This window comes from Ornithinicoccus halotolerans (assembly GCF_009602535.1).
Lineage (GTDB): Bacteria > Actinomycetota > Actinomycetes > Actinomycetales > Dermatophilaceae > Ornithinicoccus > Ornithinicoccus halotolerans.
In genome coordinates, this window is record NZ_WIQI01000033.1 from 1 (window position 1) to 26,450 (window position 26,450).

A 26,450-nucleotide genomic window follows, 5' to 3' on the forward strand; every position below is an offset into this window, starting at 1 on the left:
CAGTCGCGGCCGCAGCACCCGGAGCCGCAGCACCCGGAGCCGCAGCAGTCGCGGCCGCAGCACCCGGAGCCGCAGCACCCGGAGCCGCAGCAGTCGCGGCCGCAGCACCCGGAGCCGCAGCACCCGGAGCCGCAGCAGTCGCGGCCGCAGCACCCGGAGCCGCAGCACCCGGAGCCGCAGCAGTCGCGGCCGCAGCACCCGGAGCCGCAGCACCCGGAGCCGCAGCAGTCGCGGCCGCAGCACCCGGAGCCGCAGCACCCGGAGCCGCAGCAGTCGCGGCCGCAGCACCCGGAGCCGCAGCAGCCACCGGAGCCAGCGACAGAGCGAGCCCCCGCCGCTGCCCCCGGCACGATGGACACCGAGGCGGTACGCCGGGCCTGGCCCGACGTGCTGGCCAAGGTCAGCGAGATCCGCAAGGTGAGCTGGTCGCTGGTGTCGGTGCACTGCACGGTGCTGGAGTTCGACGGACAGGTGCTCCGGCTCGGAGTCAGTACTCCCGGGCTGTTGCAGCAGTTCCAGCAGCGCCACCACGGCGAGGTGGTCCGGCAGGCGCTTGCAGAGACGCTCGGCCTGCAGGCCCAGGTGGAGGCCGTCGCCCAGGGCGGCGGCAACGGCGGCCAGGCGGCCCCGCCGTCGCCACCCTCGTACCCCGGGCCGCAGCGCGCCGCCGAGCCCGTCACCGAGCCGGTCAGTGGGCCGGTCACCGAGCCGGTCACCCCCGCGCACCGGGAGGAGGACCCGCCGGAGCCCCCGCCCACCTGGGAGCCGCCGGCAGAGGAGGTGCCCACCACCTGGTCACCACCGGTGGAGGAGCCGCCGGAGCCGCGGGCTGCCGAGCCACGCCGGGTCCGGGGAGCGGCTGGGGCCGAGCCGGAGCAGGCGGCCCCGACCGCGCCGTCCCGGCCCGCCGAGCCGAGCCACGATGACGAGGACCTGGACACCTCGGCGACGGTCGGTCAGCCGGTGGTCGAGTCCGTCCTCGGCGGTACGGTCATCGCCGTGGACGAAGGCCCGGGGCACTGAAGCGAGGACGTATGCTCTACCGCCTGCTGCACACCGTGGTCACCCCGGCGGCCCTGGCGTTCTGGCGGCCCGAGGTGATCGGGCGGGAGAACGTGCCCCCGGAGGGCCCGGTCATCCTGGCGAGCAACCACCTGTCCTTCGCTGACAGCGTGGTCATCCCGCTGACCGCCCCGCGGCAGGTGGCGTTCCTGGCCAAGGCCGAGTACTTCACCGGGCGCGGGGTCCGGGGTGCGATCAGCCGGGAGTGGTTCACCGCGATCGGATCGATCCCGGTCGAGCGGGAGAACACCCGCGCCGCCCAGCAGTCGCTGGACCTCGCGCTGGACCACCTGCGCGCCGGGGGCGCATTCGGGATCTACCCGGAGGGGACCAGGTCCCGTGACGGCCGTCTCTACAAGGGCCGCACCGGGGTGGCGTGGTTGGCGCTGGAGGCGCGGTGCCCGGTCGTGCCGGTCGCCCTCCGTGGCACCAACGAGCTGCAACCGGTCGGGGCCCGCTTCCCCCGGCGGGTGCGGTTCAGCGTGGAGTTCGGCGCGCCGATCGACTTCACCGGCCGGTTCGACGGCGTGCCGGCCGGGCGCGCACGGCGGATCGCCACCGACGAGATCATGGCCGCCATCCAGGCCATGTCCGGCCAGGAGCTGGCCGGCACCTACAACGAGCGCCGGCCCGAGATCGCGCCGTGACCCGCAGCGCGGGGCGGGGTCCGCTGCCGCCGGTCGCTGCCAGGCCCGGCGGCCGACTAGAGTCGAGGCATTGTGTACGAGGGTGTGGTCCAGGACCTGATCGATGAGCTCGGCCGTCTTCCCGGCGTCGGGCCGAAGAGCGCGCAGCGAATCGCCTTCCACCTGCTGGCCGCGGAGACCGAGGAGGTGGACCGACTGGTGGAGGCCCTCCGGGAGGTCAAGTCACGGGTCCGGTTCTGTGACGTGTGCGGCAACGTCGCCGAGGCCGAGCAGTGCCGCATCTGCCTGGACCCGCGCCGGGACGCCGGGGTGCTGTGCGTCGTCGAGGAGCCCAAGGACGTCGTGGCCATCGAGCGCACCCGTGAGTTCCGCGGCCGCTACCACGTGCTGGGCGGGGCGATCAGCCCGATCGAGGGCGTCGGTCCGGACGACCTGCGGGTGCGGGAGCTGATGACCCGGCTGTCGGAGCAGGAGGTCAGTGAGGTGATCATCGCCACCGATCCCAACCTGGAGGGCGAGGCCACCGCCACCTACCTGGTCCGGCTGCTCCGCCCGATGGGGGTGCGGCTGAGCCGGCTCGCCTCCGGGCTGCCGGTCGGCGGTGACCTGGAGTACGCCGACGAGGTGACCTTGGGCCGGGCCTTCGAGGGCCGACGACTGCTGGAGGCGTGATGGAGGACCTGTCGCACGACACCGCCACCGAGGTGAGGGCCTTCCTGACCGCGATCCGCGAGGTCGCCGCCGGGAACGACCCCGGCACGGCGCTGCCGGTGCTGCTCCTCGCGCTCGCCCAGGTGCAGTCCGCGGGGGCGCGGCTGGGGGCGGTCGTCGACGTGGTGCCGCGGGAGCGGTTCGAGCCGGACGCCGGCCCGGACCCCGACCTGGACGCCGTCCGGACCGGGTTGCGCTCCCTGCTCGCCGGGCTGGACGACTACGCCGACCTCGCCGACCCGATCGTGTCCGGTGAGGTGGTGCGGGGCTCGCTCACCGACGACCTCGCCACGATCGCCGCCGACCTGCAGCACGGCCTGGACCACTACCAGCAGGGCCGGGCCATCGAGGCGCTGTGGTGGTGGCAGTTCAGCTACCTGTCCTCCTGGGGAGAGCGCAGCGCCGCGGCGGTGCGTGTGCTGCACGGTCTGCTGGCCCACGTGCGGCTGGACGTGGACGCCGAGACGGCCATGGAGGCCGAGCTGGCGGCGCTGCACGCCCCCGCCCGCGACGAGGAGTGAGGAGCGGCGGCGCCGGCTAGTCGGGCTCGCGCGCCAGGTGGTTCGGCTCGGTGCGCGGATCCAGCGGCGCACCGGAGCGCAGCGTGGCCCGGCCGAGGGTGTTGCTCGCCACGGACGAGACCACGACGAAGGCCACGATCGCGACCAGCGACTTGAAGCTGACGAGCCAGTCCAGCCCGTTCTCATAGCTCCACTGCAGCCAGGCCGCGAGCACCAACGACGGCATCCCGACGCCGGTGGCGGGGGAGAGCACGTTCACCCGGGAGACCGCGTCCGTGGCCCGCAGCATCGCCAGTGAGCTCATCAGCACGGTCGCCGACCCACCGATGGCGAGCACGCCCACGAGCACGAGGACGACCAGGTCCATCATCGGCGCCCCCTGGTGAGGATTCGGGACAGGGCGATCGTGGCCAGGATGCCCAGCAACGCCGCGACCGAGGCGACGTCGAAGATGACAACCGACTCGTACTCGAGCGCGATCATGATGAAGATCCCGACCGCGCAGAAGTAGATGAGGTCACCGACCACCGCGCGGCTGGCGTCGTTGGGCGCGGTCATCACCTGGACCAGCCCCAGCAGGGCGGCGGTGGCGAGCAGGGCGACGGTGCCCCAGATGATCACGGTCACGCGTCAACCTCCCGTCCCCGGGTCGCGCGCAGCAGCCGGCGCTGCATCTCGTCCAGGTCGGCGACCAGGTCCTCGGCGTACATCGCGTGCACGAACAGCGTGGCCGGCTGGCCGTTGCCGGCCGGGGCGATGCCCAGGGTGAGCGTGCCGGGGGTGATCGTGATGGAGGAGGCCATCACGGTGATCTCCACGTCGGTCTCACAGCGCAGCGGGTACTCCAGGATCTTGGGGCGGCTGGCGTGCCCGGGCGTGAGGGCATCGTGGGCGACCGTTGCGGCGCCGGTGAAGATCTCCTTGACCAGCCACAGGGCGTAGTGGAGTGCGTACCACGCGCGCATCACGGCAGCACCGCCTGGCTGTAGGCGGCCGGGTCCAGCAGCGAGGCCGCGGCCTCCACGGTGAACGGCACCACCACACCGGCCCCGACGAACATCGCCAGCGAGACCACCAGCAGGGCGGCCCCGGGCGCGAGCAGCCGGTTGCCGATGCGCACGTGGGGCGGCAGGGCGATCCGCTCACCGCGGCCGGTGCGGGCGCTGTCGGGACGGTAGGTCTCCATGTCCGGGCCGAAGAACACGCCCACCCACAGCCGCTGCAGCGCCACCAGGCTGCCCAGCGAGGCGACGATGATCAGGCCGATGAAGGTCCACTGCTGCCACGGCACCCCGGTCGCCGCGGTGGCCTGCACCAGGCCCACCTTGCCGAAGAAGCCGGAGCTGGGCGGCAGCCCGACGAGCGAGAACAACCCGAGGGCGACCACCGCCGCCACCCACGGGTCGCGGCGGATCAGCCCGTGCAGCCGGTCGTAGCGACCGGTGCCGTAGGTCTGCTCCACGGCACCGGAGGACAGCAGCAGCGCACCCATGATGACGATGTGGTGGACCATGTAGAAGATGCCCGCGGCCAGCCCCACCTGGGTGAACAACGCCAGTCCGAGCAGGATGTGCCCGATGCCGGTGACCATCTGGAAGGCCAGCGCGCGGCGGACGATGCGCTCCCCGAAGGTGCTGTAGGCGCCGACGACCATGGTCAGGCCGACCGCCACCACGAGCAGCGGCCACCACGGTGCCTCGCCCCCGTATGCGGTCGCGTAGATGCGGTAGATCGCGTAGAGGGCGACCTTGGTGTGCAGCGCCGAGAACAGCGCCATCACGCCGGCCGAGGTCGCCGGGTAGGCGCGGGGGAGCCAGGTGTGCACCGGCACCACCCCGGACTTGATCGCCAGCGCCAGCAGCACCAGCGCGACCCCGAAGCCCGTCCACGGCTCGTCGGCGGCCCGCCCGGCGAGCGCGGCCAGGTTCACGGTGCCGGCCGCGGCGTAGAGCATCGCCACACCCATCAGCAGCAGGGTGCTGGTGAGCAGGCTGACCAGCACGAAGAGCCGCCCGACGCCCAGCCGGCGCCAGGTGCCGGTCACGGCGATCAGCGCGTAGGACGGCAGCAGCATGACCTCGATGAAGACGAACAGGTTGAACAGGTCGCCGGTCAGCAGCGCCCCGTTCACCCCGGCGAGCAGCATCAGTGCCAGCGGCGGCACGAACCGGTACTTGTCCTCGCCGGTTGCGGCCAGGTAGGTCATCGTCACCGCGGTCGTCAGCGAGGTGACCGTGATCATCAGGGCGCTGAAGGTGTCCGAGACCAGCGGGATCGCGATGCCGGGCTCGAACCCGCCGACGTTGTGGGCGATGACCGGCTCGGTGCGGTGCAGGAGCAGCAGGCCGACGCCGCCCGCGGCGCTGACCAGGGGAACCCCGACGGTGAACACCCGGTCGAAGCCGGTCTGCCGCATCAGCACCGTCAGCGCGGCCGACAGCAGCGGCACGACGGGGAAGAGGGCGAGGAGCGCGTGGTTCATCGGTCGTGCTTCTCCCCGGTGTCCGGCATCCGCTTCGTGTCGTCGTTGTGCCCGATAACCGCCAGCGCGAGCATGAACACGGTCACGGCGAGCGTGATGACGATGGCGGTGAGGACGAAGGCCTGCGGCAGCGGGTCGGCCTGCTCCGCGGTGGTCCCGTAGCCGCCCAGCGGCTCGCCGCGCCAGTGGGTCACCCCGGCGGAGAGCAGCATCAGGTTCGCCGCGTGGCTGAGCAGCGCGAAGCCGAACACGATGCGCACCATGCCGCGCTGCATCATCAGATAGACGGCCCCGGCGACCAGGATCCCGATCGTCACCGGCAGGATCATCACTCGGCCCCCCTCGGCGGCGTCCCCGAGGCGATCAGCCGGGAGCGGCGGCTCGGTCGCGCGGCGGGCTCGCCGCGCGTGGTGTCCATCGGGCCCTCCAGCTCCCCCTCGACGGCCTCGTCGGTGCGCTCGCGGGTGCCCTCGGCGCCTGGCTCGTAGGCGCTGGTGCCGAGCAGGTTGAACGCCACCATGACCAGCCCCAGCACAGCCATGTAGACCCCGAGGTCGAAGATCAGCGCGCTGGAGATGTCCTGGCCGACCAGATGCCAGTGCAGCGGCTCCAGGAACGACCCCTTGGCCACCAGACCCAGCAGGCCGGTGCCGATGGCCACGGCCACGCCGCCGCCGATGAGGACCAGCGGCATCCGCGGCGGGCCGATCTGCCGGTCGCGGGCGGTCGACAGGTAGATCAGCCCCACGATGGAGGAGCCCACGAGCGCGGCGATGAAGCCGCCGCCGGGGAAGTTGTGGCCGCGCCAGAACAGGATGAGCGAGATCGCTGCGAGCAGCGGGAGCGCCGTGCGCACCAGCAGCTGCAGCGGGATGGCGTTGCCCCACGCGTGCTCGATCGCGCGGTAGGCGGTCGAGCCCTCCGGCCGCAGGTCCAGCCTCGGCGCGGGCACGAAGCTGCGGTCCCGCTCGGGACCGGGGTCCAGGTAGCGGTCCCACACGGTCGACAGCACGGCGATGATGGCCACCCCGGCCATGCCGAGCACGGCCAGCTCACCGAGGGTGTCCAGCGCGCGGAACTCCACCAGGATCGTGTTGACGATGTTGTCGCCGCCGGTGATCTCCGGACCGTTCTGGATGTAGTAGTCCGCCAGCTGCGACCGCTCGCGGCGACCGGTCATGGCCCAGGTGACCACCCCGGCGGACAGGCCCGCGACCAGGGCGAAGACCGCGGCGGCCGCGTTGCCGAGGCGGGGGCCCCGGCCGAACACCAGCGGCAGCTTCTGCAGCACCAGCATGATCACGATGACGGTCAGCGCCTCCACGAGCAGCTGCGTGAGCCCCACGTCCGGCGCTCCGAGGGCGAAGATCTGCACCGTGACCGCGATGCCCACGGCGGCCAGCCCGACCGTGGCGGCCAGCCGGGAGTTGGTCGTGCAGAGGGCGAGCACGGCCACGGCGATGATAACCAGCAGCACGACGTCGATGGGCCGGGAGAGCTCGGCCATCGGCTCCGGCGGCGCGGCAGCGGGCCAGATCAGCAGCAGGCCCGCGGCCACGGCGCCGACGAAGGCGGCCAGCTGCACCGCCAGGTGCCGGGTGGCGTGGTCGGCCTTGGTGAACGCCGCCATCCACCGGCCCATGCGGGCCGCGGAGTCGTTGATGGCGGCGATGACCTCCACCCCGCTCACCGGGAGCGTGTCGTGCTCGACGCGACGGCGCAGTCGCAGCCGGCTGGCGATGATGAGCGCGCCCAGCGCGAGGACCACCGCGGTCGCGGCGAGCTCGACGGTGAAGCCGTGCCAGAGCAGCAGGTGCGGGTGGACCTCCTCGCCCACGGCGTCGGAGGCCGCGTACCCCACCGGGACGTCCAGGATGCCGACCACGAACGCCAGCGGCACGCTCGCCAGGATCGGGGCGGCGGCCGGGAGCAGCAGGCTGGGCCGTGCCTCGTGGACGTGCGCGTCGGAGCGGTCGCCGTCGACGAAGGCGCCGAAGACGATCTTGGTGCAGTAGGCGAACGTCAGCACGGCACCAGCGGCCGCGCCCACGAAGGCCGCCCAGCCGAACCAGGCCGGGCCCGGTGCCTCCAGCATGGCGGTGAAGATGGACTCCTTGGAGACGAAACCCAACATGGGGGGTACGCCCGCCATGGAGGCGCATCCGATGACGGTGACCGCGAACGACCACGGCATCTTGTGCCGCAGCGCCGGCAGCCGGCGCACGTCGCGGGTGTGGGCGCCGTGGTCGATGACGCCGACCATCATGAACAGGCCGGACTTGAAGAGCGCGTGGGCGATGGTGTGCAGCACCGCCGCCGTGAGCGCCACCTCGGTCCCGACGCCGATGGCCGCCACGATCAGGCCCAGCTGGCTGACCGTCGAGTAGGCCATCAGCTTCTTCAGGTCGGTCTTCTGCACCGCGAACCAGGCGGCCATCGCGGCCGTGAACAGGCCCACCACGATGAGGGTGTAGTTCCACACCGGGGTGTCGTGGAACGCGGGGGAGAACCGCATCAGCAGGAAGATGCCGGCCTTCACGACCGCGGCTGCGTGCAGGTAGGCGCTGACCGGGGTGGCCGCCGCCATCGCGTCCGGCAGCCACGGGTGGAACGGGAACTGCGCCGACTTGGTGAAGGCCGACAGCAGCACCAGCACCGCCACCACCGAGGTGAACAGGCCGTCGTCCTGCCACACCGGGTTCTGCAGCGCCTCGGTCACGGAGGTGGTGCCGGTGCGGACGATGATCAGCGCCACGGCCGCCAGCAGGGTGAGCCCACCCACGAAGGTCAGCAGCAAGGTGCGCATCGAGGCGCTCTCGCCGGCGTGCCCCGACCGGGCGATGAGCAGGAACGAGGCCAGCGAGGTCAGCTCCCAGCACAGGAACAGCACGATGAGGTCGTCGGCGAGCACCAGGGCGACCATGGACAGCGTGAAGGCCGCCATGACCAGGTAGAAGCTCAGGTGGCGTCCGTCGTGCAGGTACGGGGGCGAGTACAGGAAGACGACCGCGCCGATGACCAGGGCGATCATCGCGAACACCACCCCGATACCGTCCGCGCGGAAGGCAAGGTCGACGTCGAGGGCGGGCACCCAGGGCACCGACCAGGCGACGTTGTCCCCGGCCATCACGCTGGCTGCGGCCGGCCAGAAGGCGGCGGCCGCGATGAGGTAGATGAGGGCGAGCGGGTAGCCGGTGTTGCGCTCCAGCGCGCGGGCAAGGGGCGTCGTGACCAGGACGGCCACGACGAGGACGAGCAGGGTCAGCAGGATGCTCATTGGACCAGGCAGCGGGCCTGGACAGGCGCCCACGGGCAGATGTGTGCGGCGCCGAGCATGGCCGGGAGTCTAGCAACGCGGCTGCCGCTCAGAACGGTGGCGGGGTGGGGTCCCGTGGCGGTGGTGGCCGGGAGCGGCACCTGCTCGCTCCGGAGCCGGTCGGCAGCTCGCCGGTCAGTGCGAGGCGAGCTGGCCGGTGAGCCGGTCGTGGATGGTGGTGCTGGCGCGATTGAGCCCGCTGACCTCGACCTGCTTGCCCCTGGCCTGGTACTTGGTGGCGATGCTGTCCAGCGCCGCGACCGTCGAGGCGTCCCAGATGTGCGAGGCGGACAGGTCGACGACCACACGCTCGGGGTCCTCGGCGTAGTGGAACTGGGTGTCGAGGTCGTTGCTGGAGGCGAAGAAGAGCTCGCCGGTGACGGTGTAGCGGGCGTGCACGCTGCCGTCGGTCGCCTCCACCAGCTCCCGCTCGACGTTGGCGAGGTGGGCCACTCGCCGGGCGAACAGGGCCATGGCGACGAGCACCCCGACGGCGACGCCGATGGCCAGGTTGTGGGTGGCGACGACAACCGCCACGGTCGAGACCATGACCGCGGTCTCGGCGCGGGGCATCCGCCGCAGCGTGCTCGGCCGCACCGAGTGCCAGTCGAACGTGGCGACCGAGACCATGATCATCACCGCCACGAGCGCGGCCATCGGGATGATCGCGACGACGTCGCCGGCGCCGACGACGAGGACGAGCAGGAAGACGCCGGCGAGGAAGGTCGAGACCCGGGTGCGGGCGCCGGAGGCCTTCACGTTGATCATCGTCTGGCCGATCATGGCGCAGCCGCCCATGCCACCGAAGAAGCCGGTGACGATGTTCGCGGCGCCCTGCCCCCACGACTCCCGGGTCTTGTCGGAGTGGGTGTCGGTGACGTCGTCGACCAGCTTGGCCGTCAGCAGTGACTCCAGCAGCCCGACCAGCGCCATCGCCACCGCGTACGGGCCGATCACCTGCAGCGTCTCCAGGGTCAGCGGCACGTCGGGCACGAACAGTGCCGGCAGGCTGTCCGGCAGCTCGCCCTCGTCCCCCACCGTCGGCAGGGCGACCCCGGCCGCGACCGTGAACACCGTCAGCCCCACGATGGCGACCAGCGGTGCGGGCACGACCGTGGTGACCCGGGGGAGCAGCACCATCACCGCGATCCCCACGGCCACCAGCGGGTAGACCGCCCAGGGCACACCGGTCAGGTGCGGGAGCTGGGCGAGGAAGATCAGGATGGCCAGCGCATTGACGAAGCCGATCATGACCGAGCGCGGGATGAACCGCATCAGCCGGGCGAACCCGGACAGCCCCATCACCACCTGGATGATCCCGGCGAGGATGACCGTGGCGAGCAAGTAGTCCATGCCGTGCTCCCGGGCGACCGGGGCGATCACGAGGGCGATGGCGCCGGTCGCAGCGGAGATCATGGCCGGCCGCCCGCCCAGGAACGCGATCGAGACCGCCATGGTGAACGAGGCGAACAGGCCCACCCGCGGGTCGACGCCGGCGATGATCGAGAACGCGATCGCCTCCGGGATCAGCGCCAACGCCACGACGAGGCCCGCGAGCACCTCGGTGCGCAGCCGGGCGGGGGAGCGCAGGACCTCGCGCACCGTGTCGGTGGCGCCGGGGCGGGCAGGGGCAGCGGTGATCGGCACTGGGTCTCCGTGGTAGCAGGACTGGACACAGAACGGGCCCTGACCGCTGTCGCCGCGGTCAGGGCCCGTGCTGCAACTGGTCGGGGTGACAGGATTTGAACCTGCGACCTCTTCGTCCCGAACGAAGCGCGCTACCAAGCTGCGCCACACCCCGATGGTGGCCGTCGTCCCGGGCGGGCCGGGCACGCGGCGACGGTCAGAATAACCCACCCGGCCTGGGCGGGCCGAATCGGCTCAGGGCGTGAGGGTGAGCAGCGTCGCCTCCGGGCGGCACGCGAACCGGAACGGTGCGTACGGGGACCCCCCGAGGCCGGCGGAGACCTCCAGCCAGGCGGCGCCGGGGGGTGCCTCACTGGAGGGGGTGCTGCCCGCGCCCGGCCACCAGCGGGAGAGCCCCCGCGCGCGTCCGGTGTCCAGGTCGCAGTTGGTGACCAGGGCGCCCCAGCCAGGGACGCGCAGCTGCCCGCCGTGGGTGTGGCCGGCCAGGAGCAGCTGGGCACCGTCGGCCGTCATCGCGTCCAGCACCCGCTGGTACGGGGCGTGTGTCACCCCGACGGTGAGGTCCGCGTCGGGCGCCGCGGGGGCAGCTACCTCGTCATAGCGGTCGTATCCCAGGTGCGGGTCGTCGACGCCGACCAGCTCCAGGTCCAGGCCCGCGGCGGTCACCCGGGTGCGGCGGTTGTCGAGGTCGTGCCAGCCGGCCTGCTCGAGGGCACGCACCAGGTCGCCGGTGGGCAGCGGCCGCGTGCCGAGGTCCTCCCCCCGCGGGTGGCTGTCGGTCAGGTAACGCAGCGGGTTCTTCGCGCGTGGCGCGAAGTAGTCGTTGGAGCCGAGCACGAAGACGCCGGGGCGGTCCAGCAGCGGGCGGTAGGCATCCAGCACCGCGGGGACGGCCTGCGGGTGGGCGAGGTTGTCTCCGGTGGTGACGACCAGGTCCGGCTGGAGTTCGGCCAGGCGGCGCACCCACTCGACCTTGTGGCGCTGGCGCGGGACGAGGTGCAGGTCACTCAGGTGCAGCACCCGCAGCGGCCGGCTCCCGGCGGGCAGGACCGGGGCGCGGAGCTGCCGCAGTGCGAACCACCGCGGTTCCACCACGGTCGCCCAGGCCAGGGGTAGGGCCAGGACACCGGTGGTCAGCAGGACGTTACGGCCTCGGGGCATCCCCCGATGATGCCAGCCGGTGGCCCCGGCGATGAGAAGATGGCGCCATGAGCGAGCTCAAGGCCACCCTGCAGCGGGACCTCCACGCCGCCATGCGCGCCCGGGACAAGCTGCGTGCCGGCACCCTGCGGATGGCGCTCACGGCCGTCTCCACCGAGGAGGTGTCCGGCACGTCGGCGCGCGAGCTGGGTGACGACGAGGTGCTGAAGGTGCTCGCCAAGGAGGCCAAGAAGCGCCGCGAGGCCGCGACCGCCTACCAGGAGGGCGGCCGCGCCGAGCTGGCCGACACCGAGCGCGCCGAGCTCGCGGTGCTGGAGGAGTACCTGCCCGCGCAGCTGGAGGACGAGGAGCTGGACCGGATGGCCGCGGAGGCGGTGGCCGAGACCGGCGCCACCGGGATGGGCCAGATGGGCCAGGTGATGAAGGTGCTGCAGCCCCGCGTGGCCGGGCGGGCCGAGGGCGGGCGGGTCGCGGCCGCCGTCAGGCGGGCGCTGCAGGGGTAGCGCCCGGACGCGGCGCAGCCGTTGCCTGCTAGTCGCTGGAGACGCGGATCTCCACGACCGACCCGGTCCGTGCCTGGCTGCCGCTCCCGGGCGAGGTGTAGGCGACGTGGCCCGCCGGCTGGCCGGAGGAGACCTCGACCTTCTCCACGGTGAAGCCGGCCGCGCCCACCTGCTGGATGGCCTCGTCCACGGGCAAGCCGGTCACGTCAGGGATGGTGACCAGCTCACCTTCCATGATGGCGTCCGAGGGAGTGTCGAACTCCTCCACGGGCATCCCCTCGTGGGCGGCGTCCATCAGCTCCTTCCACATGGGGGCAGCCAGCTTGGAGCCGTAGAGCCAGCCCTCGACGAAGCGGTCCCCGAGGGTGATGTCCCGCAGCTCGATGTCATAGGAGGCCACGCCCCCGGGGTAGCCGACCCACACCGCCGCCGACAGCTGCGGGGTGTAGCCGGCGAACCAGGTGTGGACGCTGCGGTCGGCGGTGCCGGTCTTGCCGCCGGCCGGACGGTCGCCCTCCAGCACGGCGCGGAAGCCGGAGCCGCTCATCGAGACGACCTCCTGCATCAGCTCGGCGGTGCCGGCGGCGACGTCGGGGTCGATGACCTGGCGGCACTCGGGCAGCTCCAGCGGGATCTCCTTGCCGTCGGCGTCGGTGACCTTGGCGACCGGCACCGGCGGGCAGTACAGGCCACCGGCGGCGATCGTCGCGTAGGAGGAGGCGACGGTGAGTGGGCTGGCCGCGTCGGCGCCGAGCACGAACGTCGGGGGCACGCCCCGCCCACCGGCGCCGTAGGCGTCACCGTCGCCGGAGGTCAGCCCCATGTCACTCATCCGGTCGCGGATGTCGCAGGTGCCGACCTGGGAGGCCAGCGCCGCGAACGCGGTGTTCACCGAGGACGCGGTGGCCTCGCGCAGCTCCATGACCCGCTGGTGGTTGGCGTCCTCGGCGTTGCGGACCGCCCACTCCGGCTCGCCCAGGGTGCAGCCCTCTTGGAAGTCCTCACGCTCGTAGATCACCGCGGGTCGGGTGTCACCCTGGGGCCCGGATCCCGGGTCGGCAGGGTTGGCCCAGTTGCCCTCGTCGTCGACCGGGACCGCCGGCTCGATGTTGATGCTGCCCTCGACCGGGAACCCGGTGGAGAGCGCCTCGACGAGCGTGTACGCCTTGGCGACCGAGCCGATCCCGAAGCCGCTGCTGCCGCCGTAGCGCTCGTCGGTGCTCCAGTTGACCGCGGTGCGGGTCACCCGGTCCTCGGACTCCTCGATGCTGTACTCCGAGCTCTGCCCGATGGCCAGCACCTCGCCGGTGCCGGGCTCGATGACCGCTGCCGCCGAGCCGAGGTTGTACTCGTTGCCGCGAGGCACGAACTCCCGGGTCGTCTGCGCGACCAGCCTGGACAGCTCCGGGTCGAGCGTGGTCTCGATGGTCAGCCCGCCCGTGGTCAGCATCAGCTCCCGCTCCTCGCGGGTCTCGCCCAGCGCCGGGTTCTGCAGCAGCCACTCGGTGACGTAGTCGCAGAAGTACGGGTGCGCCGAGTTCATGCACGACTGCTGGCTGTCGGTCAGGTTGAGCTTGATGTCGGCGTTGCGGACCCGGCGCCACCGCTTCTCGTTGATCATGCCGTTCTCGAACATGCGGTCGAGGACGACGTTGCGCCGCTGCTTGGCGGCCTGCGGGTTGTTCCGCGGGTCCGTGGTCCCGGGTGCGCGCACGACACCGGCCAGCGTGGCGGCCTGGTTGAGGTTCAGCTCCGAGGCGTTGACCCCGTAGTAGTGGCGGGCCGCGGCCTCGATGCCGTAGCTGCGGTCGCCGTAGTAGGCCGTGTTGAGGTAGCCCTCCAGGATCTCGTCCTTGCTCAGCCGCTGCTCGAGCGTGATGGCGTACTTCAGCTCTCGCAGCTTGCGCACGTACCCCTCGATGCCGCTACGGGCCTGCAGCCGCGCCTGCGTCTCGACGTCCCCCTCCCGGCGGGCCTCCTCCATCAGCATCATCTTCACGTACTGCTGCGTGAGCGTGGAGCCGCCCTGCGTGGTGTCGCTGGTGGCGTTGGTGACCAGCGCCCGGGTCAGCGCCCGCAGGTCGGCGCCGCCGTGCTCGTAGAAGCGTTCGTCCTCGATGGCGATCTGCGCCTTGCGCATGACCGGGGCGACGTCTTCCAGCTCGACCAGAATCCGGTTCTCCTGGGCGGGCGTGGAGATCAGCTGGCCGTTGGCGGTGAGGATCCGGGACTGCTGGGCGAGCGGGTTGCGCTCCAGGTCGCCGGGCAGCTCCTCGAACATCGTGACGCTCTCGCGCGCGGCCGTGCCCGCGGCACCCACCACCGGCAGCATGATGCCCGCGGCGATGAGCCCCATGAGCACCGAGATCGCCACGAAGGCACCCAGGAGCGACATCACCCGGGCGAACGTGGTAGCGGTGCGCATGGGTCAACGGTAACCGGTCGCGCCCTCAGCCCGGGGCGAGCACGTCCTCCGCGAGGCCGGCGAGTCCTGGCAGGTCGACCACGTCGGGCCGCTCGGCGACCTGGACCGAGGCCAGCCCCGGTCGACCGCTGCGGAAGGCCCGGACCAGCCGCTGCTGCCGGCGGGCGGTGTCCGCGCGGTCGGCGTGGACCCGCAGCAGCGCCGCGACGACCGGGTCGCTGACCTGCTCCGCGGCCGCCTCGGCGCGCCCCGCGGACAGCTCGCCGGTGCCGAGCACCACCCGGTTGACCACGACGCCTCCCAGCGGCAGGGCGTCCTCGTGCAGCCGCTGCACGAAGTAGCTGGCCTCGCGCAGCGCGTCCCGCTCCGGCGTGGCCACGACGAGGAAGGCGGTCCCCGGTTGCCGCAGCCGGCCCGCGGTGGCCTCGGCCCGGTCGCGGAACCCGACGAAGACGGTGTCGGTCGCGGAGACGAAGGCGCGCACGTCCGCGAGCAGCCCCCGGCCGACCAGCCGGCCGAGGGTGGCCTCCAGGACGCTGCCCCCCATCCGGGCCGGGCGGGCGAGGGTGCGGGCCAGCCGGCCGTCGAGGAAGGCGCCGAGCCGGCGGGGCGCGTCCAGGAAGTCCAGCGCGGTGCGGCTCGGCGGGGTGTCGACGATGATCAGGTCCCATCGGCCCGTGGCCGCGGCCTCGTCCCGCAGCTGCCCCAGCCGCTCCATCGCCATGTACTCCTGCGTCCCGGCGAAGGAGGTGGAGAGGGTCTGGTAGACGGGGTTGTCCAGCACCCGGTGAGCGGTGCCCTCGGGCGCGTGGGCACGGACCACGTCGTCGAAGGTCTGCCGCATGTCCAGCACGGAGGCGTCCAGCGAGCCGCCCCCGGCACCGCCGACCCCGGACACCGGCCGTGGTTCGTGGCCCAGCCCGGGCAGGCCCAGCGCCTGGGTCAGCCGGCGAGCCGGGTCGACGGTGAGGACGACGACGCGGCGTCCGTGGGCCGCGGCGTGGACGCCCAGCGCCGCGGCGGTGGTGGTCTTGCCGACGCCGCCGGCACCGCAGCAGACCAGTACCTCCAGGTCCTCCAGCCGGATCACCCGCCCCACCCCTGCTCCCGCAGCTGGTGGGCCAGCGCGTGCACCTCGCCGGGACCGATGCCCTCGGCCATCTCGTCCAGGTGCAGCACCGGGCGGCCCAGCCCGGCCACCTCCGCGCCGAGGGTGTGCTCCTGCTCCCAGCGGGCGATCGCCTCGCGCCCACCCGCCAGCAGCGAGGACGCCAAGGCGGGGTCCAGCCTGGCCGCGGCGAGCTCGCGGGCGACGAGCGCCTCGGTCGGCAGACCGTCGATGAGCACCGCGGCATCCTGCAGGCTGCGGACCCGGTTCACCACGACGCTGCCCAACGGCAGGCCGGACTCGCGGAGCTCGGCGAGGGCCTCGGTGGTCTCCTGCACCGGCATCGGCTCCAGGGTGGTGACCACGTGCACCCGGGTGGCCGGGGAATGCAGCAGGTCGCGGACCACGCGGGCGTGCCGGTGGACCGGGCCCACGCGGGCCAGGTCGGCCAGGTGCCGGCTCACGTCCAGGAACCGCCCGATCCGGCCGGTGGGCGGGGCGTCCAGCACCACCTCGTCGTAGCGGCGGACCTCGTCGTAGACCTTGCCCGTCAGCAGCACGTCACGCACCCCGGGAGCCACCGTGGTGGCGAACTCCACCACCCCGGCCCGGCGCAGCAGCCCCCCGGTGGCCGACCCCCCGATCCGGTAGAAGCGGCGCAGGTACTCGACGAACGCGGCGGAGGGCTCCACCGACAGCCCGGTGACCTCGCCACCGGCCAGGCCGGCGGTGACGGTGCGCTCCTCAGTCCCCAGCGGTGCCACGTCCAGCACCTGGCTGATCCCCTGCCGGCCCTCCACCTCCACGAGCAGCACCCGCCGGCCCGGCGCGGCGAGCGCGACCGCCATCGCCGCGGCGACGGTCGTCTTGCCGGTGCCGCCCTTGCCGGTGAGGACGTGCAGGCTCATCGGAAGCCGTCGAGGGTCTCGAGCACGGTGGCGAACGCCGGTGCCGAGGGGTCCATGACGGCGAAGTGGTCGCCGTCGACGGTCAGCAGCCGGTCGCGGTCCGGGCGGGCGCAGCGGTCGAACCAGGAGCGTGACACCTCCAGCGGCACGATGTCGTCGTCGCGCCCGTGGACCACCACGACCGGGCAGGGGGCCGGCCCGAGCTGGGCCGGGTCAGCGGTTGCGTACGCCTCGGGCTGCTCCTCGGGCGAGCCGCCGAGGAAGTCGCCGGCGGCGTGGTCGCCCAGCCCCAGGTCATGGACGAGCCGCAGGTCCAGGCAGCCGCCGAGCGGCACGACGCCCGCAGCGCGGGCGGCTACCGGCTGGTGGGCGAGCCACAGCGCCAGCTGGCCACCGGCGGAGTGACCGGCCAGGACCAGCGGCCCGGGCGTCTCGGCGACCCACTCCAGTGCGCGGCGCAGCTCGTCTCCGGTGCCGGGCCAGCCGCCGCCGGGCATGCCCGGGCGGGGGTACTCCGGCAGCAGCACCCGCCAGCCGCGGTCGGCCATCGCCACCGCGGCCGCCCGGGCATGGCTGCGGTCGGTCCGCGCCCGCCAGAAGCCGCCGTGGACGAGGAACACGGTGCCCCGGTCGCCGGGGAAGTCCTCGAGGACCTGGGTGTCGGCGGGCCCGTACGACCTGAGCGGGCCCGGGTCGGCCGACGGCAGTGGCGCGGTCGTCACGCCGGTAGTGTCGCAGCGATTGGTAGCGTCCGGGACATGGTGGGTCATGTCACGGTCGTCGGTGCGGGGATCGTGGGGCTGTCGACCGCCTGGCAGCTGCAGCGGCGCGGGATCGAGGTCACCGTGCTCGACCGCTCCCGGGTAGCGGCGGGGTCCTCCTGGGGGAACGCCGGCTGGATCACGCCCGGGCTGGCGATCCCGCTGGCCGAGCCGGCGGTGCTGCGGACGGGGCTGCGCTCGCTGACCGACCCGCGGGCGCCGCTGCACATCCCGGTGACGGCGGACCCGGGGCTGTGGTCCTTCCTGGCGCGGTTCGCCGCCCGGTGCCGGATGCCGGTGTGGCGGCGCACCATGGCCGCGCTCGTGCCGCTCAACCGGCTCGCGCTGGCCGCCTACGACGAGCTGGAGGAGGAGGGTGCGCTGCCGGTACGCACCCGCCGGGGCCCGATCATGGCGGCGTTCCGGGAGCCCGCCGACGCCGACGGCCTGCTGCGCGAGCTGGACCAGGTGCGGGAGGCCGGGTTCCCGGTCGAGGTCACCGACGTGGACGCCGAGGAGCTCCGCGCGGCCGCGCCCATCGTGTCGGCGCAGGTGCGGCGGGGACTGCGGATCGAGGGGCAGCGCTACGTCGCTCCCGGAGACTTCGTCGCGGGGCTGGCGGAGTCCGTCCGCCGGCGCGGCGGAGAGGTCCGCGAGGGCGCCGAGGTCAGCGGGATCCGTCACGTGGGCGGCGGGCTGGCGGTCGAGGTGGTCGGGGACGTCCCGGTCCGGACCGAGGCGGTCGTGCTGGCGACGGGGGGCTGGCTGCCGAGGCTGGCCCGGCCGCTGGGGGTGCGCACCCCGTTGCGCCCGGGCCGCGGCTACTCCTTCTCCGTGTCCGGCCCGCCCGGGGGGCTCACGGTGCCGGTGTACTTCGCCCGGGAGCGCGTGGTGTGCACCCCGCTGGGGGACCGGGTGCGGGTCGGCGGCACGATGGAGTTCCGCGGGGTGGACGACCCGCTCGACCCGGCCCGCATCGAGGCCATCGCCGCCTCGGCCCGTCCGCTGGTCCAGGGGCTGGACCTCGGCTCCCGGCAGGACGAGTGGGTCGGCTCTCGGCCGATCACCGTGGACGGGTTGCCGTTGGTCGGGGCCACCAAGGTGCCCGGGGTGTGGGTCCACGGCGGTCACGGGATGTGGGGGATGTGCCAGGGCCCGGCCACCGCCCGGCTGCTGGCCGAGCAGCTGGCCACCGGGCTGGTCCCGGAGGAGCTCCGTCCACTCGACCCGACCCGGTGAGGCGGCAGTAGAGTGCCCGGCATGGCTCAGTGGGAATACGCAACGGTGCCGCTCATCGTCCACGCGACCAAGCAGATCCTCGACCAGTGGGGTGAGGACGGCTGGGAGCTGGTCCAGGTCGTGCCCGGCCCGGACGGCACCAACCTGGTGGCCTACCTGAAGCGGGAGAAGCAGCCGTGACTGGGCTCAGCGGGGTCGAGAAACGGCTGGCGGACCTGGGGTACACCGTCCCGGACGTGGCCGCGCCGGTCGCGGCCTATGTGCCGGCGGTGCAGGACGGCCGGTTGGTGCTCACCTCGGGCCAGCTGCCGTTCGTCGACGGGGAGCTGCCGGCGAGCGGCAAGGTGGGGGACGGGGAGGGCCTGGTGCCGCCCGACCAGGCCAAGCAGCTGGCGGCGCTGTGCGCGCTCAACGCCATCGCCGCCGTGAAGTCGGTCGTGGGGGACCTGGACCGGGTGAGCCGCGTGGTCAAGGTGGTCGGGTTCGTCGCCAGCGACCCCTCCTTCACCGGCCAGCCCGGCGTCATCAACGGTGCCAGCGAGCTGCTCGGACAGGCCTTCGGCGAGGCGGGGACGCACGCCCGCTCGGCGGTCGGGGTGGCGGTGCTGCCGATGGACACCCCCGTCGAGGTCGAGATCACCGTGGCGCTCTGACCACGCCGTGATGTCGCCCGCCCCCCGCGACTTCCCGCTGCCCGAGCTGCTGCACGAGTCGGCGCGGGCGTGGCTGGACGGGCGCGCGGGCGATCCGGTGACGCCGCGGCCGTCGGCGACGGTGATGCTGCTGCGGGAGCGGGCGGGGCTGGAGGTGTTCCTGCTCCACCGGGCCGCGACCATGGCGTTCGCGCCGTCCATGGTGGCCTTCCCCGGCGGCGGCGTGGACCCGCGCGACGTCGACCCCTCGGTGCCGTGGGCCGGGGAGGGCCCGCGGGCGTGGGGGGAGCTGCTGGGTTGTGGCGCTGAGGCGGCCCGCGGGCTGGTGTGCGCGGCGGCGCGGGAGTGCTTCGAGGAGTGCGGGGTGCTGCTGGCCGGGCCCGAAGCCTCGTCGGTCGTGGCCGACGTCGCGAGCGGGAGCTGGCGGCGCGACCGTGAGCGGCTGCTGAGCCGCGAGCTCTCGTTCGCCGAGCTGCTGCGGTCCCGAGGGCTGGTGCTGCGGACGGACCTGCTGGTGCCGCGCGCGCACTGGACGACGCCGCTGTGCGAGCCGCGCCGCTACGACACCTGGTTCTTCGCGGCCGCGCTGCCGGAGGGGCAGCTGGCCGACGGCGCCAGCACCGAGGCCAGCCGGGCCCGGTGGGTGGAGCCGGTCCGGGTGCTGGCGGAGATCGAGGCCGGCGCGGAGGCCGCCCTGCCCCCGACGATCGTGATGCTGGAGCAGCTGACGGCCGCCCCGGACCTGGCCAGCGTGCTGGCCGAGCGGACCCCCGTGGCTCACGTGCTCCCGGAGCCGGTCGAGCACGACGGCCGGCTGTGGATGCGGGTGGGCTGAGATGACCGTGCCGTGGGAGGGCGGGTCGTGGAGCCCGCGAGCCTGGTGCCAGCTGTGCCCGAACCCCTCCCCGATGACGCTGGACGGCACCAACACCTGGCTGCTGCGCGAGCCCGGGTCGGACCAGGTGGTCGTCGTCGACCCCGGTCCGCTGGTGGAGGAGCACCTGCAGGCGGTGCTGGACCGGGTGCGCTCCGAGGGTCACCGGGTCGCGCTGACGCTGCTGACCCACCGGCACTGGGACCACGCGGAGTCGGCCGGGCGGTTCGCCGAGCTGACCGGGGCGCCGGTGCGGGCGGTCGGGCCCGGGCACGACGACCTGGCGGCGGGGGAGACGGTGCGCGTCGGCGGGCTCGAGGTGGTCGCCGTCCCGACGCCGGGGCACACGGCCGACTCGGTGAGCTTCCTGCTACCGGCCGATGACGTGCTGCTCACCGGGGACACTGTGCTCGGCCGCGGCACCACCGTGGTCTCCCACCCCGACGGTGAGCTCGCCGCCTACCTGGACAGCCTGGAGCGGATCGCGCGGATGACCGGCAGCGGCGAGGTGACCAGCATCGCGCCCGGCCACGGGCCCGGGGTGCCGGATGCGGCCGGGACGGTGCGCTACTACCTGGAGCACCGGCAGCAGCGGCTGGACCAGGTGCGGGCCGCTGTGGCGCGGCACCCGGAGCTGTCGCGGAGCGCGCTCGCCGACGCGGTGGTCGCCGAGGTGTACGCCGACGTGCCCCGGGAGGTGTGGCCGGCGGCGCGGCTGAGCGTGCTGGCGCAGCTGGACTACCTCGTCGCTGCCGGCTCCTAGCGGGCCCGCCGGCGCAGCCGCTCGATGTCCAGGAGCGTGACCTGCTTGGCGCCCAGCCGCAGCCACCCGCGGGCGGCGAAGTCGGCCAGCGCCTTGTTCACCGTCTCCCGGGAGGCGCCGACCAGCTGGGCCAGCTCCTCCTGGGTCAGGTCGTGGGTGACCCGCACTCCGTCCTCGGTGCGGCGGCCGAACCGGCTGGCCAGGTCCAGCAGCGCCTTGGCGACGCGCCCGGGCACGTCGGTGAAGACCAGGTCCGAGAGCCCCTCGTTGGTGCGCCGCAGCCGGTGGGCCATGCCCGCGAGCAGCCGCATCGCGACCTCCGGGTGGGTGCGCAGGAAGGCGGTGAGGTCGTCGTGGCCCAGAGAGATCAGCTCGCTGGCCGACACGGCGGTCGCCGAGCTGAGCCGCTGGCCAGGGTCGAACAGGCTGAGCTCACCGAACATCTCGCCCGGGCCCAGCACCATCAGCAGGCTCTCCCGGCCGTCGGCGCTGGAGCGGCCCAGCTTCACCTTGCCAGTCAGGATGACGTAGAGGGAGTCGCCGGGGTCGCCCTCCTCGAAGACCGTCTCCCCACGCTCCAGGCTCACCCGCGTCATCGACCCCATCAGCTGCTCCGCGGTAGCGGCGTCGAGCGCGGCGAACAACGGTGCTCTCATGACGACGGGGAGGTCCACACACTCAGTCTGCCAGGCCGTAGGGTGAGGACGTGCGAGAGGAGACCCCGCTGGCGAGGACGCGCCGGGCCCGCCGGATGTACCGCGCCCTCGCCTCCCGCTACCCCGACGCCCACTGCGAGCTCGACTTCGCCGACCCCTTCCAGCTGCTGGTGGCGACGGTGCTCTCCGCGCAGACCACCGATGTGCGGGTGAACTCGGTGACGCCGCAGCTGTTCGCCCGGTACCCCACCCCCGCCGACCTCGCGGGCGCCGAGCGGGAGGAGCTGGAGGCGATCATCCAGCCGACCGGCTTCTTCCGGGCCAAGGCGCAGTCGCTGCTGAAGCTGTCGGCCGCCATCGTCGAGCGCTTCGACGGGGAGGTGCCCGGCCGGCTGACCGACCTGGTCACCCTGCCCGGGGTCGGCCGCAAGACCGCCAACGTCGTGCTGGGCGATGCGTTCCGAGTCCCCGGCATCACGGTGGACACCCACGTCGGGCGGCTGGTCCGCCGGTTCGGCTGGACCGACGAGGAGGACCCGGTGAAGGCCGAGCACGCGGTGGGGGCGCTGTTCCCGCCGCGCGACTGGACCCAGCTGTCGCACACGCTCATCTTCCACGGCCGCCGCACCTGCCACGCCCGGCGGCCCGCCTGCGGGGCCTGCCCGGTGGCCCGCTGGTGCCCGTCCTACGGCACCGGCGAGACCGACCCGGAGCTGGCCGCCCGGCTGGTCAAGGACGGCCCGCCGCGGTGACCTCCGACGGGGTGCCGGTGTTCGTGCACCGGCTGGTCGAGGCCGCCAGGGACCAGCCGGCGAGCTCGTTCAGCCGGTTCGGGGGTGTCGGGGCGCGGGAGTCGGCGGTCCTCATCCTGTTCGGTCCCGGCAGCCCCGGCGCGGGCGAGATCGACCTGCTGCTCACCGAGCGGGCGCACACGCTGCGCTCCCACCCGGGCCAGGCCGCCTTCCCCGGCGGCGGCCGCGACCCGGGCGACGCGGACCTGGTGGCGACCGCGCTGCGGGAGGCCGAGGAGGAGGTGGGCCTGGACCCGACGTCGGTGGAGGTGGTCGCCACCCTCCCCGCGCTGCACCTGCCGGTGAGCGACTTCGACGTCACCCCGGTCGTCGGCTGGTGGCGCCGGCCCGGCCCGGTGTGGGCCAAGGACCCCGCCGAGGTGGAACGGGTGGTGCAGGTGCCGGTCTCCCACCTGGTCGACCCGGCCCGGCGGTTCCGCACCCGGCACCCCAGCGGCTACGTCGGGCCCGCGTTCGACGCCGACGGGCTGCTGGTGTGGGGGTTCACCGCCGGCCTGCTGGACCGGGTGCTGCAGCTGGCCGGCCTGGAACGGGAGTGGGACCCCTCCGACGTCCGGGAGCTGTGATCAGGCCTGCTCGGGCGCCTTCGTGCCCGGCTTGAGCACGGCCACGGTCTGCTGGGCGTGGGTGATGGTGCGTTGCGGCTTGCCCTGGACCTTCGCCAGCGCCCGCTTCCCCACCAGCGCCAGCACGGCGGCGACCACGAACAGCACCGCCGCGACGATCAGCAGGCTCGCCCACAGCGGCAGCACCGTCGCTAGTCCCCAGGCGGCACCGAGCAGCAGCAGCCCGAAACCGTAGAGGCCCAGCATCCCGGCACCGGCGAACATGCCCGCGCCCTTGCCCGCGTTGGCGGCGTCGTTCTTCAGCTCGATCTTGGCCAGCTCGAGCTCGGTGCGGACCATTGCCTGCAGGTCGTGCGACACGTCCTGCACCAGCTCGGACACGGTGCGCTCCGGGGGGAGGTTGCCAGTGGTAGACATGTCCCCGACCCTAACCGGTGCGGGCTGAATCCGCTGGCCGGAAGCCGGATGGCAGCAGACGCGCGAATGCCCACCCGGCACCCCCTGTTCGTGCCGGGTGGGCACGCGCTCGACAACTCACCGGTCCCGTGACAGCCGGTGCGGGCCTGCGTCCGAGGGAGAGGTACACGGCCGCGCGGTCGATACTCCTAGTCTGCCGCCGCCCGGCCCAGGCCCGAACAGGTGCCCGGTATGGAGTTGGTAAAAGTTGCGGCCAGCTTCGGCTAGCCCTCCGACGAGGAGGTCATTCCGGCCTTGATCTGGTCCATCACACCGGAGTCGGCCAGCGTGGTGACGTCCCCGACCTCCCGCTTCTCGGCGACGTCCCGCAGCAGCCTGCGCATGATCTTGCCGGAGCGGGTCTTCGGGAGCTCGGAGACCACCATGATCTGGCGCGGCTTGGCGATCGGGCCGATCTCGCCCGCGACGTGGTTGCGCAGCTCGCCGACCAGGGTGTCGCCCTCGTCGACGGCCTCGCCGCGCAGGATCACGAACGCCACGACCGCCTGCCCGGTCATCGCGTCGCTGGCTCCCACGACGGCGGCCTCGGCCACCTTGGGGTGGGAGACCAGGGCCGACTCGATCTCGGTGGTGGACAACCGGTGCCCGGAGACGTTCATGACGTCGTCGACGCGGCCCAGCACCCAGATGTTGCCGTCCTCGTCCTTCTTGGCCCCGTCGCCGGCGAAGTAGCGGCCCTCGAACCGGGACCAGTAGGTCTCCTGGTAGCGCTCGGGGTCGCCCCAGATGCCGCGCAGCATCCCCGGCCAGGGCTGGTCGACGACCAGGTAGCCGCCGTGCCCGTCACCTACCGACTGTCCTGCCTCGTCGACGACGTCGACGCTGATGCCGGGGATCGGGTGCTGCGCGGAGCCGGGGCGGGCATGGGTCACGCCCGGCAGCGGGCTGACCATGATCGCCCCGGTCTCGGTCTGCCACCAGGTGTCCACGATCGGGGTGCGGTCACCGCCGATGACGCGGCGGTACCACATCCACGCCTCTGGGTTGATGGGCTCCCCGACCGAGCCCAGCAGCTTCAGGCTGGAGAGGTCGAACTGCGCCGGGATCTCCTCTCCCCACTTCATGCAGGCCCGGATCGCGGTGGGCGCGGTGTAGAAGACCGTGACGCGGTGGTCCTGGACGATCTCCCACCAGCGGCCCTTGTGGGGGGTGTCCGGGGTGCCCTCGTACATCACCTGGGTCGCGCCCAGCGCCATCGGCCCGTAGACGATGTAGCTGTGCCCGGTGACCCAGCCGATGTCGGCGGTGCACCAGTAGACGTCGGTCTCGGGGTGTACGTCGTGGACGTACTTGGTCGTGTACGCGCACTGGGTCAGGTAGCCGCCCGTGGTGTGGAAGATGCCCTTCGGCTTCCCGGTGGTGCCCGAGGTGTAGAGGATGAACAGCGGGTGCTCGGAGTCGAACGGCTGCGGCTCGTGCTGGGCATCCGCCGCCTGCAGCGCCTCGTGCCACCACACGTCGCGCCCCTCGGTCCAGTCGACCTCGCCGCCGGTGCGGCGCACTACCAGGACCTTCTCCACCGTGGAGTCGCCGGACACCGCCGCGTCGACGGCCGGCTTGAGGGCCGAGGCGCTGCCCTTCCGGTAGCCGCCGTCGGCGGTGATGACGACCTTGGCCTCGGCGTCGGCGATGCGGGTGCGCAGCGCGTCCGCCGAGAACCCGCCGAACACCACCGAGTGAGGGGCGCCCAGTCGCGCGCAGGCCAGCATCGCCACGACCGCCTCGGGGACCATCGGCAGGTAGATGGCGACCCGGTCACCCTCCCGCACCCCGAGGTCGGTCAGCGCGTTCGCGGCACGCTGCACCTGGTCGTGCAGGTCGGCGTAGGTCAGGTCGCGGGCGTCACCCGGTTCACCGACCCAGTGCAGCGCGACGCGGTCGCCGTTGCCCGCCGCGACGTGGCGGTCGACGCAGTTGACGGAGGCGTTGAGCCGGCCGCCGACGAACCACTGCGCGACGGGGGCCTGGCTCCAGTCCAGCGTGGTCGTGAAGTCGTTGTCCCACGTCAGCAGCGAGCGTGCCTGCTCGGCCCAGAACCCCTCCCGGTCGGTGGCCGCGGCGTCGTAGAGCTCGGGGCGGCCGTTGGCCTGCGCGGCGAACTCCTCGCTGGGTGGGAAGTTGCGCTGCTCGTGCAGGAGGTTGGACAGGGTCTCGTCGGCCACGATGCCTCCTCGTCGGTCGGTGGTGGTGGACTGATACTGCCTGCGCCCACTCAACCGGCTCGACGACGAGGAGGCAACCGTGTGCCTCAGGGTGCGTCGGGAGTCACCACTGGTGGGCGACGTCCACGACCAGCCGTGCGCCCGCGCCGGGCCCGTCGAGGACGAAGACCCGGAACGGCAGCCGTGCCCGGACACCCACCCCGACGGTGCTCTGGCCCTCGAAGCTGCCGGCCCAGGCCAGCTGGCGGAAGGTCCGATAGCCGCTGACGTCGGCCAGCTCGCGGGGGTCGGCCGGGACGTAGGTGGCGCGGCCGGTGGTGTTGTAGGCCGGCGCCCGGGCGATCACCTGCAGCTTCGCCGCGCCGCGCAGCGGAACCACCTGGCCCGACCCGTCCTTCCGGACCTGGTCGACGTAGCGGACGTGGTAGCCGACGGTGCCTGGCACCCGGGCGACGTCGATGACCATGCGGTCGAAGCAGGCATGCCGCCCGGCGCGGACGTCCCGGACGGTGCCGGTCGTGTACTGGGGCGCCCGCTTGCCCAGCGACCCCCAGCTGATCCCACACCAGCCGGCCGTGCTGACGCTGGTGGTGGTGGCCGGCGAACCGGCCACGGGTGCGGCCGCCACGGTGGTGGCCGGGGCTGCGAGCAGGACCGCCGCGAGCAGTCCGGTGGTGAGTCGGGTCATGGTGATCTCCTGGTGCTGGGGCCCGTGGGCCCGCCGGGTATGGCGCACACCTGCGTCACACCCAGGTCGACGTACGGCCGGGTGGCCGGGTTGGTGACGGCGGGTCACGGTTCGGTCTCGTACCGTTGGCCGATGCGCTCCGCGGACCTGTTGATACGACTGGAGACGCTGGTGGCTCTGCCCGGGGTCACCGACGCCATCGGCCAGGCCCGCGACGCCTGCACCCGGCTGCGGTGGCACCAGGCGCTGCGGCGGCGGGTGCCCGAGGCCGCGGCCGCCGAGCGCACCGAGAGCGCGCAGGGCACCGA

General features: G+C 73.2%; 29 protein-coding genes and 1 tRNA gene. 12 read left to right on the forward strand and 18 right to left on the reverse strand.

What is annotated here, in order from left to right; genetic code table 11:
* Positions 1-288, reverse strand: a 288-nt coding sequence (locus tag GFJ45_RS07890; protein ID WP_153395901.1) for a hypothetical protein, incomplete at its 3' end; no start/stop codon positions are given.
* Positions 289-351: 63 nt separating this feature from the next.
* On the opposite strand from GFJ45_RS07890, the gene GFJ45_RS07895 reads away from it, so the two are divergent.
* From GFJ45_RS07895 to GFJ45_RS07910, 4 genes are all read left to right on the forward strand, one after another.
* Entirely contained in the window at positions 352-1,023 is a 672-nt protein-coding gene (locus tag GFJ45_RS07895; protein WP_153395902.1) for a hypothetical protein, read from the forward strand.
* A gap of 11 nt (positions 1,024-1,034) precedes the next feature.
* Complete coding sequence (locus GFJ45_RS07900; RefSeq protein ID WP_153395904.1) at positions 1,035-1,709, forward strand: lysophospholipid acyltransferase family protein; 675 nt, start codon at positions 1,035-1,037, stop codon at positions 1,707-1,709.
* A 72-nt stretch (positions 1,710-1,781) separates the two neighbouring features.
* Positions 1,782-2,381 carry a recombination mediator RecR gene (gene recR, locus GFJ45_RS07905; protein WP_153395906.1) on the forward strand — a complete coding sequence of 200 codons (600 nt, stop codon included), beginning with the start codon at positions 1,782-1,784 and terminating at the stop codon, positions 2,379-2,381.
* Positions 2,381-2,941, forward strand: coding sequence for a DUF5063 domain-containing protein (locus GFJ45_RS07910; protein ID WP_153395909.1), 561 nt, complete (start codon positions 2,381-2,383; stop codon positions 2,939-2,941). Before recR ends, GFJ45_RS07910 begins: the two co-directional genes overlap by 1 nt.
* A gap of 16 nt (positions 2,942-2,957) precedes the next feature.
* Here the strand turns inward: GFJ45_RS07910 and GFJ45_RS07915 are convergent, their stop codons facing one another.
* The 9 genes from GFJ45_RS07915 to GFJ45_RS07955 form a co-directional block, all read right to left on the reverse strand.
* Entirely contained in the window at positions 2,958-3,311 is a 354-nt protein-coding gene (locus GFJ45_RS07915; protein WP_228386691.1) for a monovalent cation/H(+) antiporter subunit G, read from the reverse strand.
* The gene (locus tag GFJ45_RS07920) at positions 3,308-3,568 is read right to left on the reverse strand and encodes a monovalent cation/H+ antiporter complex subunit F (protein ID WP_153395911.1); all 261 of its coding nucleotides are present in this window, start codon (positions 3,566-3,568) and stop codon (positions 3,308-3,310) included. The genes GFJ45_RS07915 and GFJ45_RS07920 overlap by 4 nt, the downstream gene beginning before the upstream one ends.
* On the reverse strand, positions 3,565-3,906 hold the full coding sequence (locus GFJ45_RS07925; RefSeq protein ID WP_153395951.1) for a Na+/H+ antiporter subunit E: 342 nt from the start codon (positions 3,904-3,906) through the stop codon (positions 3,565-3,567). The genes GFJ45_RS07920 and GFJ45_RS07925 overlap by 4 nt, the downstream gene beginning before the upstream one ends.
* Positions 3,906-5,423, reverse strand: a complete 1,518-nt coding sequence (locus GFJ45_RS07930; protein WP_153395913.1) for a monovalent cation/H+ antiporter subunit D family protein — start codon at positions 5,421-5,423, stop codon at positions 3,906-3,908. Before GFJ45_RS07930 ends, GFJ45_RS07925 begins: the two co-directional genes overlap by 1 nt.
* Positions 5,420-5,752, reverse strand: coding sequence for a sodium:proton antiporter (locus GFJ45_RS07935; protein WP_153395949.1), 333 nt, complete (start codon positions 5,750-5,752; stop codon positions 5,420-5,422). Before GFJ45_RS07935 ends, GFJ45_RS07930 begins: the two co-directional genes overlap by 4 nt.
* Complete coding sequence (locus GFJ45_RS07940; RefSeq protein ID WP_153395915.1) at positions 5,752-8,700, reverse strand: DUF4040 family protein; 2,949 nt, start codon at positions 8,698-8,700, stop codon at positions 5,752-5,754. Before GFJ45_RS07940 ends, GFJ45_RS07935 begins: the two co-directional genes overlap by 1 nt.
* A gap of 174 nt (positions 8,701-8,874) precedes the next feature.
* Positions 8,875-10,386 carry a SulP family inorganic anion transporter gene (locus GFJ45_RS07945; protein ID WP_153395917.1) on the reverse strand — a complete coding sequence of 504 codons (1,512 nt, stop codon included), beginning with the start codon at positions 10,384-10,386 and terminating at the stop codon, positions 8,875-8,877.
* A gap of 77 nt (positions 10,387-10,463) precedes the next feature.
* Positions 10,464-10,540, reverse strand: a tRNA-Pro gene (locus GFJ45_RS07950).
* Between the two features lie 80 nt (positions 10,541-10,620).
* Positions 10,621-11,547, reverse strand: coding sequence for a metallophosphoesterase (locus GFJ45_RS07955; protein WP_153395919.1), 927 nt, complete (start codon positions 11,545-11,547; stop codon positions 10,621-10,623).
* Positions 11,548-11,594: 47 nt separating this feature from the next.
* On the opposite strand from GFJ45_RS07955, the gene GFJ45_RS07960 reads away from it, so the two are divergent.
* The gene (locus GFJ45_RS07960) at positions 11,595-12,050 is read left to right on the forward strand and encodes a GatB/YqeY domain-containing protein (RefSeq protein WP_153395921.1); all 456 of its coding nucleotides are present in this window, start codon (positions 11,595-11,597) and stop codon (positions 12,048-12,050) included.
* A gap of 28 nt (positions 12,051-12,078) precedes the next feature.
* On the opposite strand, the gene GFJ45_RS07965 is transcribed toward GFJ45_RS07960, so the two are convergent.
* The 4 genes from GFJ45_RS07965 to GFJ45_RS07980 are packed head-to-tail and all read right to left on the reverse strand — an operon-like array spanning position 12,079 to position 17,213.
* A complete protein-coding gene (locus GFJ45_RS07965) occupies positions 12,079-14,475 on the reverse strand; it encodes a penicillin-binding protein (protein ID WP_153395923.1) in 2,397 nt (798 codons plus the stop codon).
* A 25-nt stretch (positions 14,476-14,500) separates the two neighbouring features.
* Entirely contained in the window at positions 14,501-15,565 is a 1,065-nt protein-coding gene (locus GFJ45_RS07970; RefSeq protein ID WP_228386692.1) for an ArsA family ATPase, read from the reverse strand.
* Positions 15,562-16,491, reverse strand: coding sequence for an ArsA-related P-loop ATPase (locus GFJ45_RS07975; RefSeq protein ID WP_153395927.1), 930 nt, complete (start codon positions 16,489-16,491; stop codon positions 15,562-15,564). Before GFJ45_RS07975 ends, GFJ45_RS07970 begins: the two co-directional genes overlap by 4 nt.
* On the reverse strand, positions 16,488-17,213 hold the full coding sequence (locus tag GFJ45_RS07980) for an alpha/beta hydrolase family protein (RefSeq protein ID WP_194288577.1): 726 nt from the start codon (positions 17,211-17,213) through the stop codon (positions 16,488-16,490). Before GFJ45_RS07980 ends, GFJ45_RS07975 begins: the two co-directional genes overlap by 4 nt.
* A gap of 36 nt (positions 17,214-17,249) precedes the next feature.
* On the opposite strand from GFJ45_RS07980, the gene GFJ45_RS07985 reads away from it, so the two are divergent.
* From GFJ45_RS07985 to GFJ45_RS08005, 5 genes are read left to right on the forward strand one after another with little or no spacing between them, the layout of a single operon-like run.
* Positions 17,250-18,491 carry an NAD(P)/FAD-dependent oxidoreductase gene (locus GFJ45_RS07985; RefSeq protein ID WP_153395931.1) on the forward strand — a complete coding sequence of 414 codons (1,242 nt, stop codon included), beginning with the start codon at positions 17,250-17,252 and terminating at the stop codon, positions 18,489-18,491.
* Positions 18,492-18,512: 21 nt separating this feature from the next.
* Positions 18,513-18,671 carry a DUF4177 domain-containing protein gene (locus GFJ45_RS07990; protein ID WP_153395933.1) on the forward strand — a complete coding sequence of 53 codons (159 nt, stop codon included), beginning with the start codon at positions 18,513-18,515 and terminating at the stop codon, positions 18,669-18,671.
* Positions 18,668-19,144 (forward strand): RidA family protein, encoded by a 477-nt coding sequence (locus GFJ45_RS07995; RefSeq protein ID WP_153395935.1) that lies wholly within the window; start codon positions 18,668-18,670, stop codon positions 19,142-19,144. The genes GFJ45_RS07990 and GFJ45_RS07995 overlap by 4 nt, the downstream gene beginning before the upstream one ends.
* 10 nt (positions 19,145-19,154) lie before the next feature.
* A complete protein-coding gene (locus tag GFJ45_RS08000) occupies positions 19,155-19,979 on the forward strand; it encodes an NUDIX hydrolase (protein WP_194288578.1) in 825 nt (274 codons plus the stop codon).
* Position 19,980: 1 nt separating this feature from the next.
* Complete coding sequence (locus GFJ45_RS08005) at positions 19,981-20,781, forward strand: MBL fold metallo-hydrolase (protein ID WP_153395937.1); 801 nt, start codon at positions 19,981-19,983, stop codon at positions 20,779-20,781.
* On the opposite strand, the gene GFJ45_RS08010 is transcribed toward GFJ45_RS08005, so the two are convergent.
* On the reverse strand, positions 20,778-21,455 hold the full coding sequence (locus tag GFJ45_RS08010; protein ID WP_153395939.1) for a Crp/Fnr family transcriptional regulator: 678 nt from the start codon (positions 21,453-21,455) through the stop codon (positions 20,778-20,780). The two genes, GFJ45_RS08005 and GFJ45_RS08010, sit on opposite strands and share 4 nt — an antisense overlap.
* A gap of 77 nt (positions 21,456-21,532) precedes the next feature.
* Between GFJ45_RS08010 and nth the strand changes: the two genes are divergently transcribed.
* Entirely contained in the window at positions 21,533-22,189 is a 657-nt protein-coding gene (gene nth, locus GFJ45_RS08015) for an endonuclease III (RefSeq protein ID WP_153395955.1), read from the forward strand.
* Positions 22,186-22,815, forward strand: coding sequence for an NUDIX hydrolase (locus GFJ45_RS08020; RefSeq protein ID WP_194288579.1), 630 nt, complete (start codon positions 22,186-22,188; stop codon positions 22,813-22,815). The genes nth and GFJ45_RS08020 overlap by 4 nt, the downstream gene beginning before the upstream one ends.
* Here GFJ45_RS08020 and GFJ45_RS08025 read toward each other — a convergent pair whose 3' ends face one another.
* The 3 genes from GFJ45_RS08025 to GFJ45_RS08035 all read right to left on the reverse strand — a co-directional run bounded on the left by GFJ45_RS08025 (position 22,816) and on the right by GFJ45_RS08035 (position 26,142).
* Positions 22,816-23,232, reverse strand: a complete 417-nt coding sequence (locus GFJ45_RS08025) for a phage holin family protein (RefSeq protein ID WP_153395943.1) — start codon at positions 23,230-23,232, stop codon at positions 22,816-22,818.
* A gap of 263 nt (positions 23,233-23,495) precedes the next feature.
* Entirely contained in the window at positions 23,496-25,454 is a 1,959-nt protein-coding gene (acs, locus tag GFJ45_RS08030; protein WP_153395945.1) for an acetate--CoA ligase, read from the reverse strand.
* Positions 25,455-25,557: 103 nt separating this feature from the next.
* Complete coding sequence (locus tag GFJ45_RS08035; protein WP_194288580.1) at positions 25,558-26,142, reverse strand: AMIN-like domain-containing (lipo)protein; 585 nt, start codon at positions 26,140-26,142, stop codon at positions 25,558-25,560.
* Positions 26,143-26,450 lie beyond the last annotated feature (308 nt).

Coding starts and splice junctions, on each gene's coding strand:
- GFJ45_RS07895 (WP_153395902.1), top strand. CDS start 352: ATGGACACCGAGGCGGTACGCCGGGCCTGGCCCGACGTGCTGGCCAAG.
- GFJ45_RS07900 (WP_153395904.1), top strand. CDS start 1,035: ATGCTCTACCGCCTGCTGCACACCGTGGTCACCCCGGCGGCCCTGGCG.
- GFJ45_RS07910 (WP_153395909.1), top strand. CDS start 2,381: ATGGAGGACCTGTCGCACGACACCGCCACCGAGGTGAGGGCCTTCCTG.
- GFJ45_RS07915 (WP_228386691.1), bottom strand. CDS start 3,311: ATGATGGACCTGGTCGTCCTCGTGCTCGTGGGCGTGCTCGCCATCGGT.
- GFJ45_RS07925 (WP_153395951.1), bottom strand. CDS start 3,906: ATGCGCGCGTGGTACGCACTCCACTACGCCCTGTGGCTGGTCAAGGAG.
- GFJ45_RS07930 (WP_153395913.1), bottom strand. CDS start 5,423: ATGAACCACGCGCTCCTCGCCCTCTTCCCCGTCGTGCCGCTGCTGTCG.
- GFJ45_RS07935 (WP_153395949.1), bottom strand. CDS start 5,752: ATGATCCTGCCGGTGACGATCGGGATCCTGGTCGCCGGGGCCGTCTAT.
- GFJ45_RS07940 (WP_153395915.1), bottom strand. CDS start 8,700: ATGAGCATCCTGCTGACCCTGCTCGTCCTCGTCGTGGCCGTCCTGGTC.
- GFJ45_RS07955 (WP_153395919.1), bottom strand. CDS start 11,547: ATGCCCCGAGGCCGTAACGTCCTGCTGACCACCGGTGTCCTGGCCCTA.
- GFJ45_RS07960 (WP_153395921.1), top strand. CDS start 11,595: ATGAGCGAGCTCAAGGCCACCCTGCAGCGGGACCTCCACGCCGCCATG.
- GFJ45_RS07965 (WP_153395923.1), bottom strand. CDS start 14,475: ATGCGCACCGCTACCACGTTCGCCCGGGTGATGTCGCTCCTGGGTGCC.
- GFJ45_RS07975 (WP_153395927.1), bottom strand. CDS start 16,491: ATGAGCCTGCACGTCCTCACCGGCAAGGGCGGCACCGGCAAGACGACC.
- GFJ45_RS07985 (WP_153395931.1), top strand. CDS start 17,250: ATGGTGGGTCATGTCACGGTCGTCGGTGCGGGGATCGTGGGGCTGTCG.
- GFJ45_RS07990 (WP_153395933.1), top strand. CDS start 18,513: ATGGCTCAGTGGGAATACGCAACGGTGCCGCTCATCGTCCACGCGACC.
- GFJ45_RS08000 (WP_194288578.1), top strand. CDS start 19,155: ATGTCGCCCGCCCCCCGCGACTTCCCGCTGCCCGAGCTGCTGCACGAG.
- GFJ45_RS08005 (WP_153395937.1), top strand. CDS start 19,981: ATGACCGTGCCGTGGGAGGGCGGGTCGTGGAGCCCGCGAGCCTGGTGC.
- nth (WP_153395955.1), top strand. CDS start 21,533: ATGTACCGCGCCCTCGCCTCCCGCTACCCCGACGCCCACTGCGAGCTC.
- GFJ45_RS08025 (WP_153395943.1), bottom strand. CDS start 23,232: ATGTCTACCACTGGCAACCTCCCCCCGGAGCGCACCGTGTCCGAGCTG.
- GFJ45_RS08035 (WP_194288580.1), bottom strand. CDS start 26,142: ATGACCCGACTCACCACCGGACTGCTCGCGGCGGTCCTGCTCGCAGCC.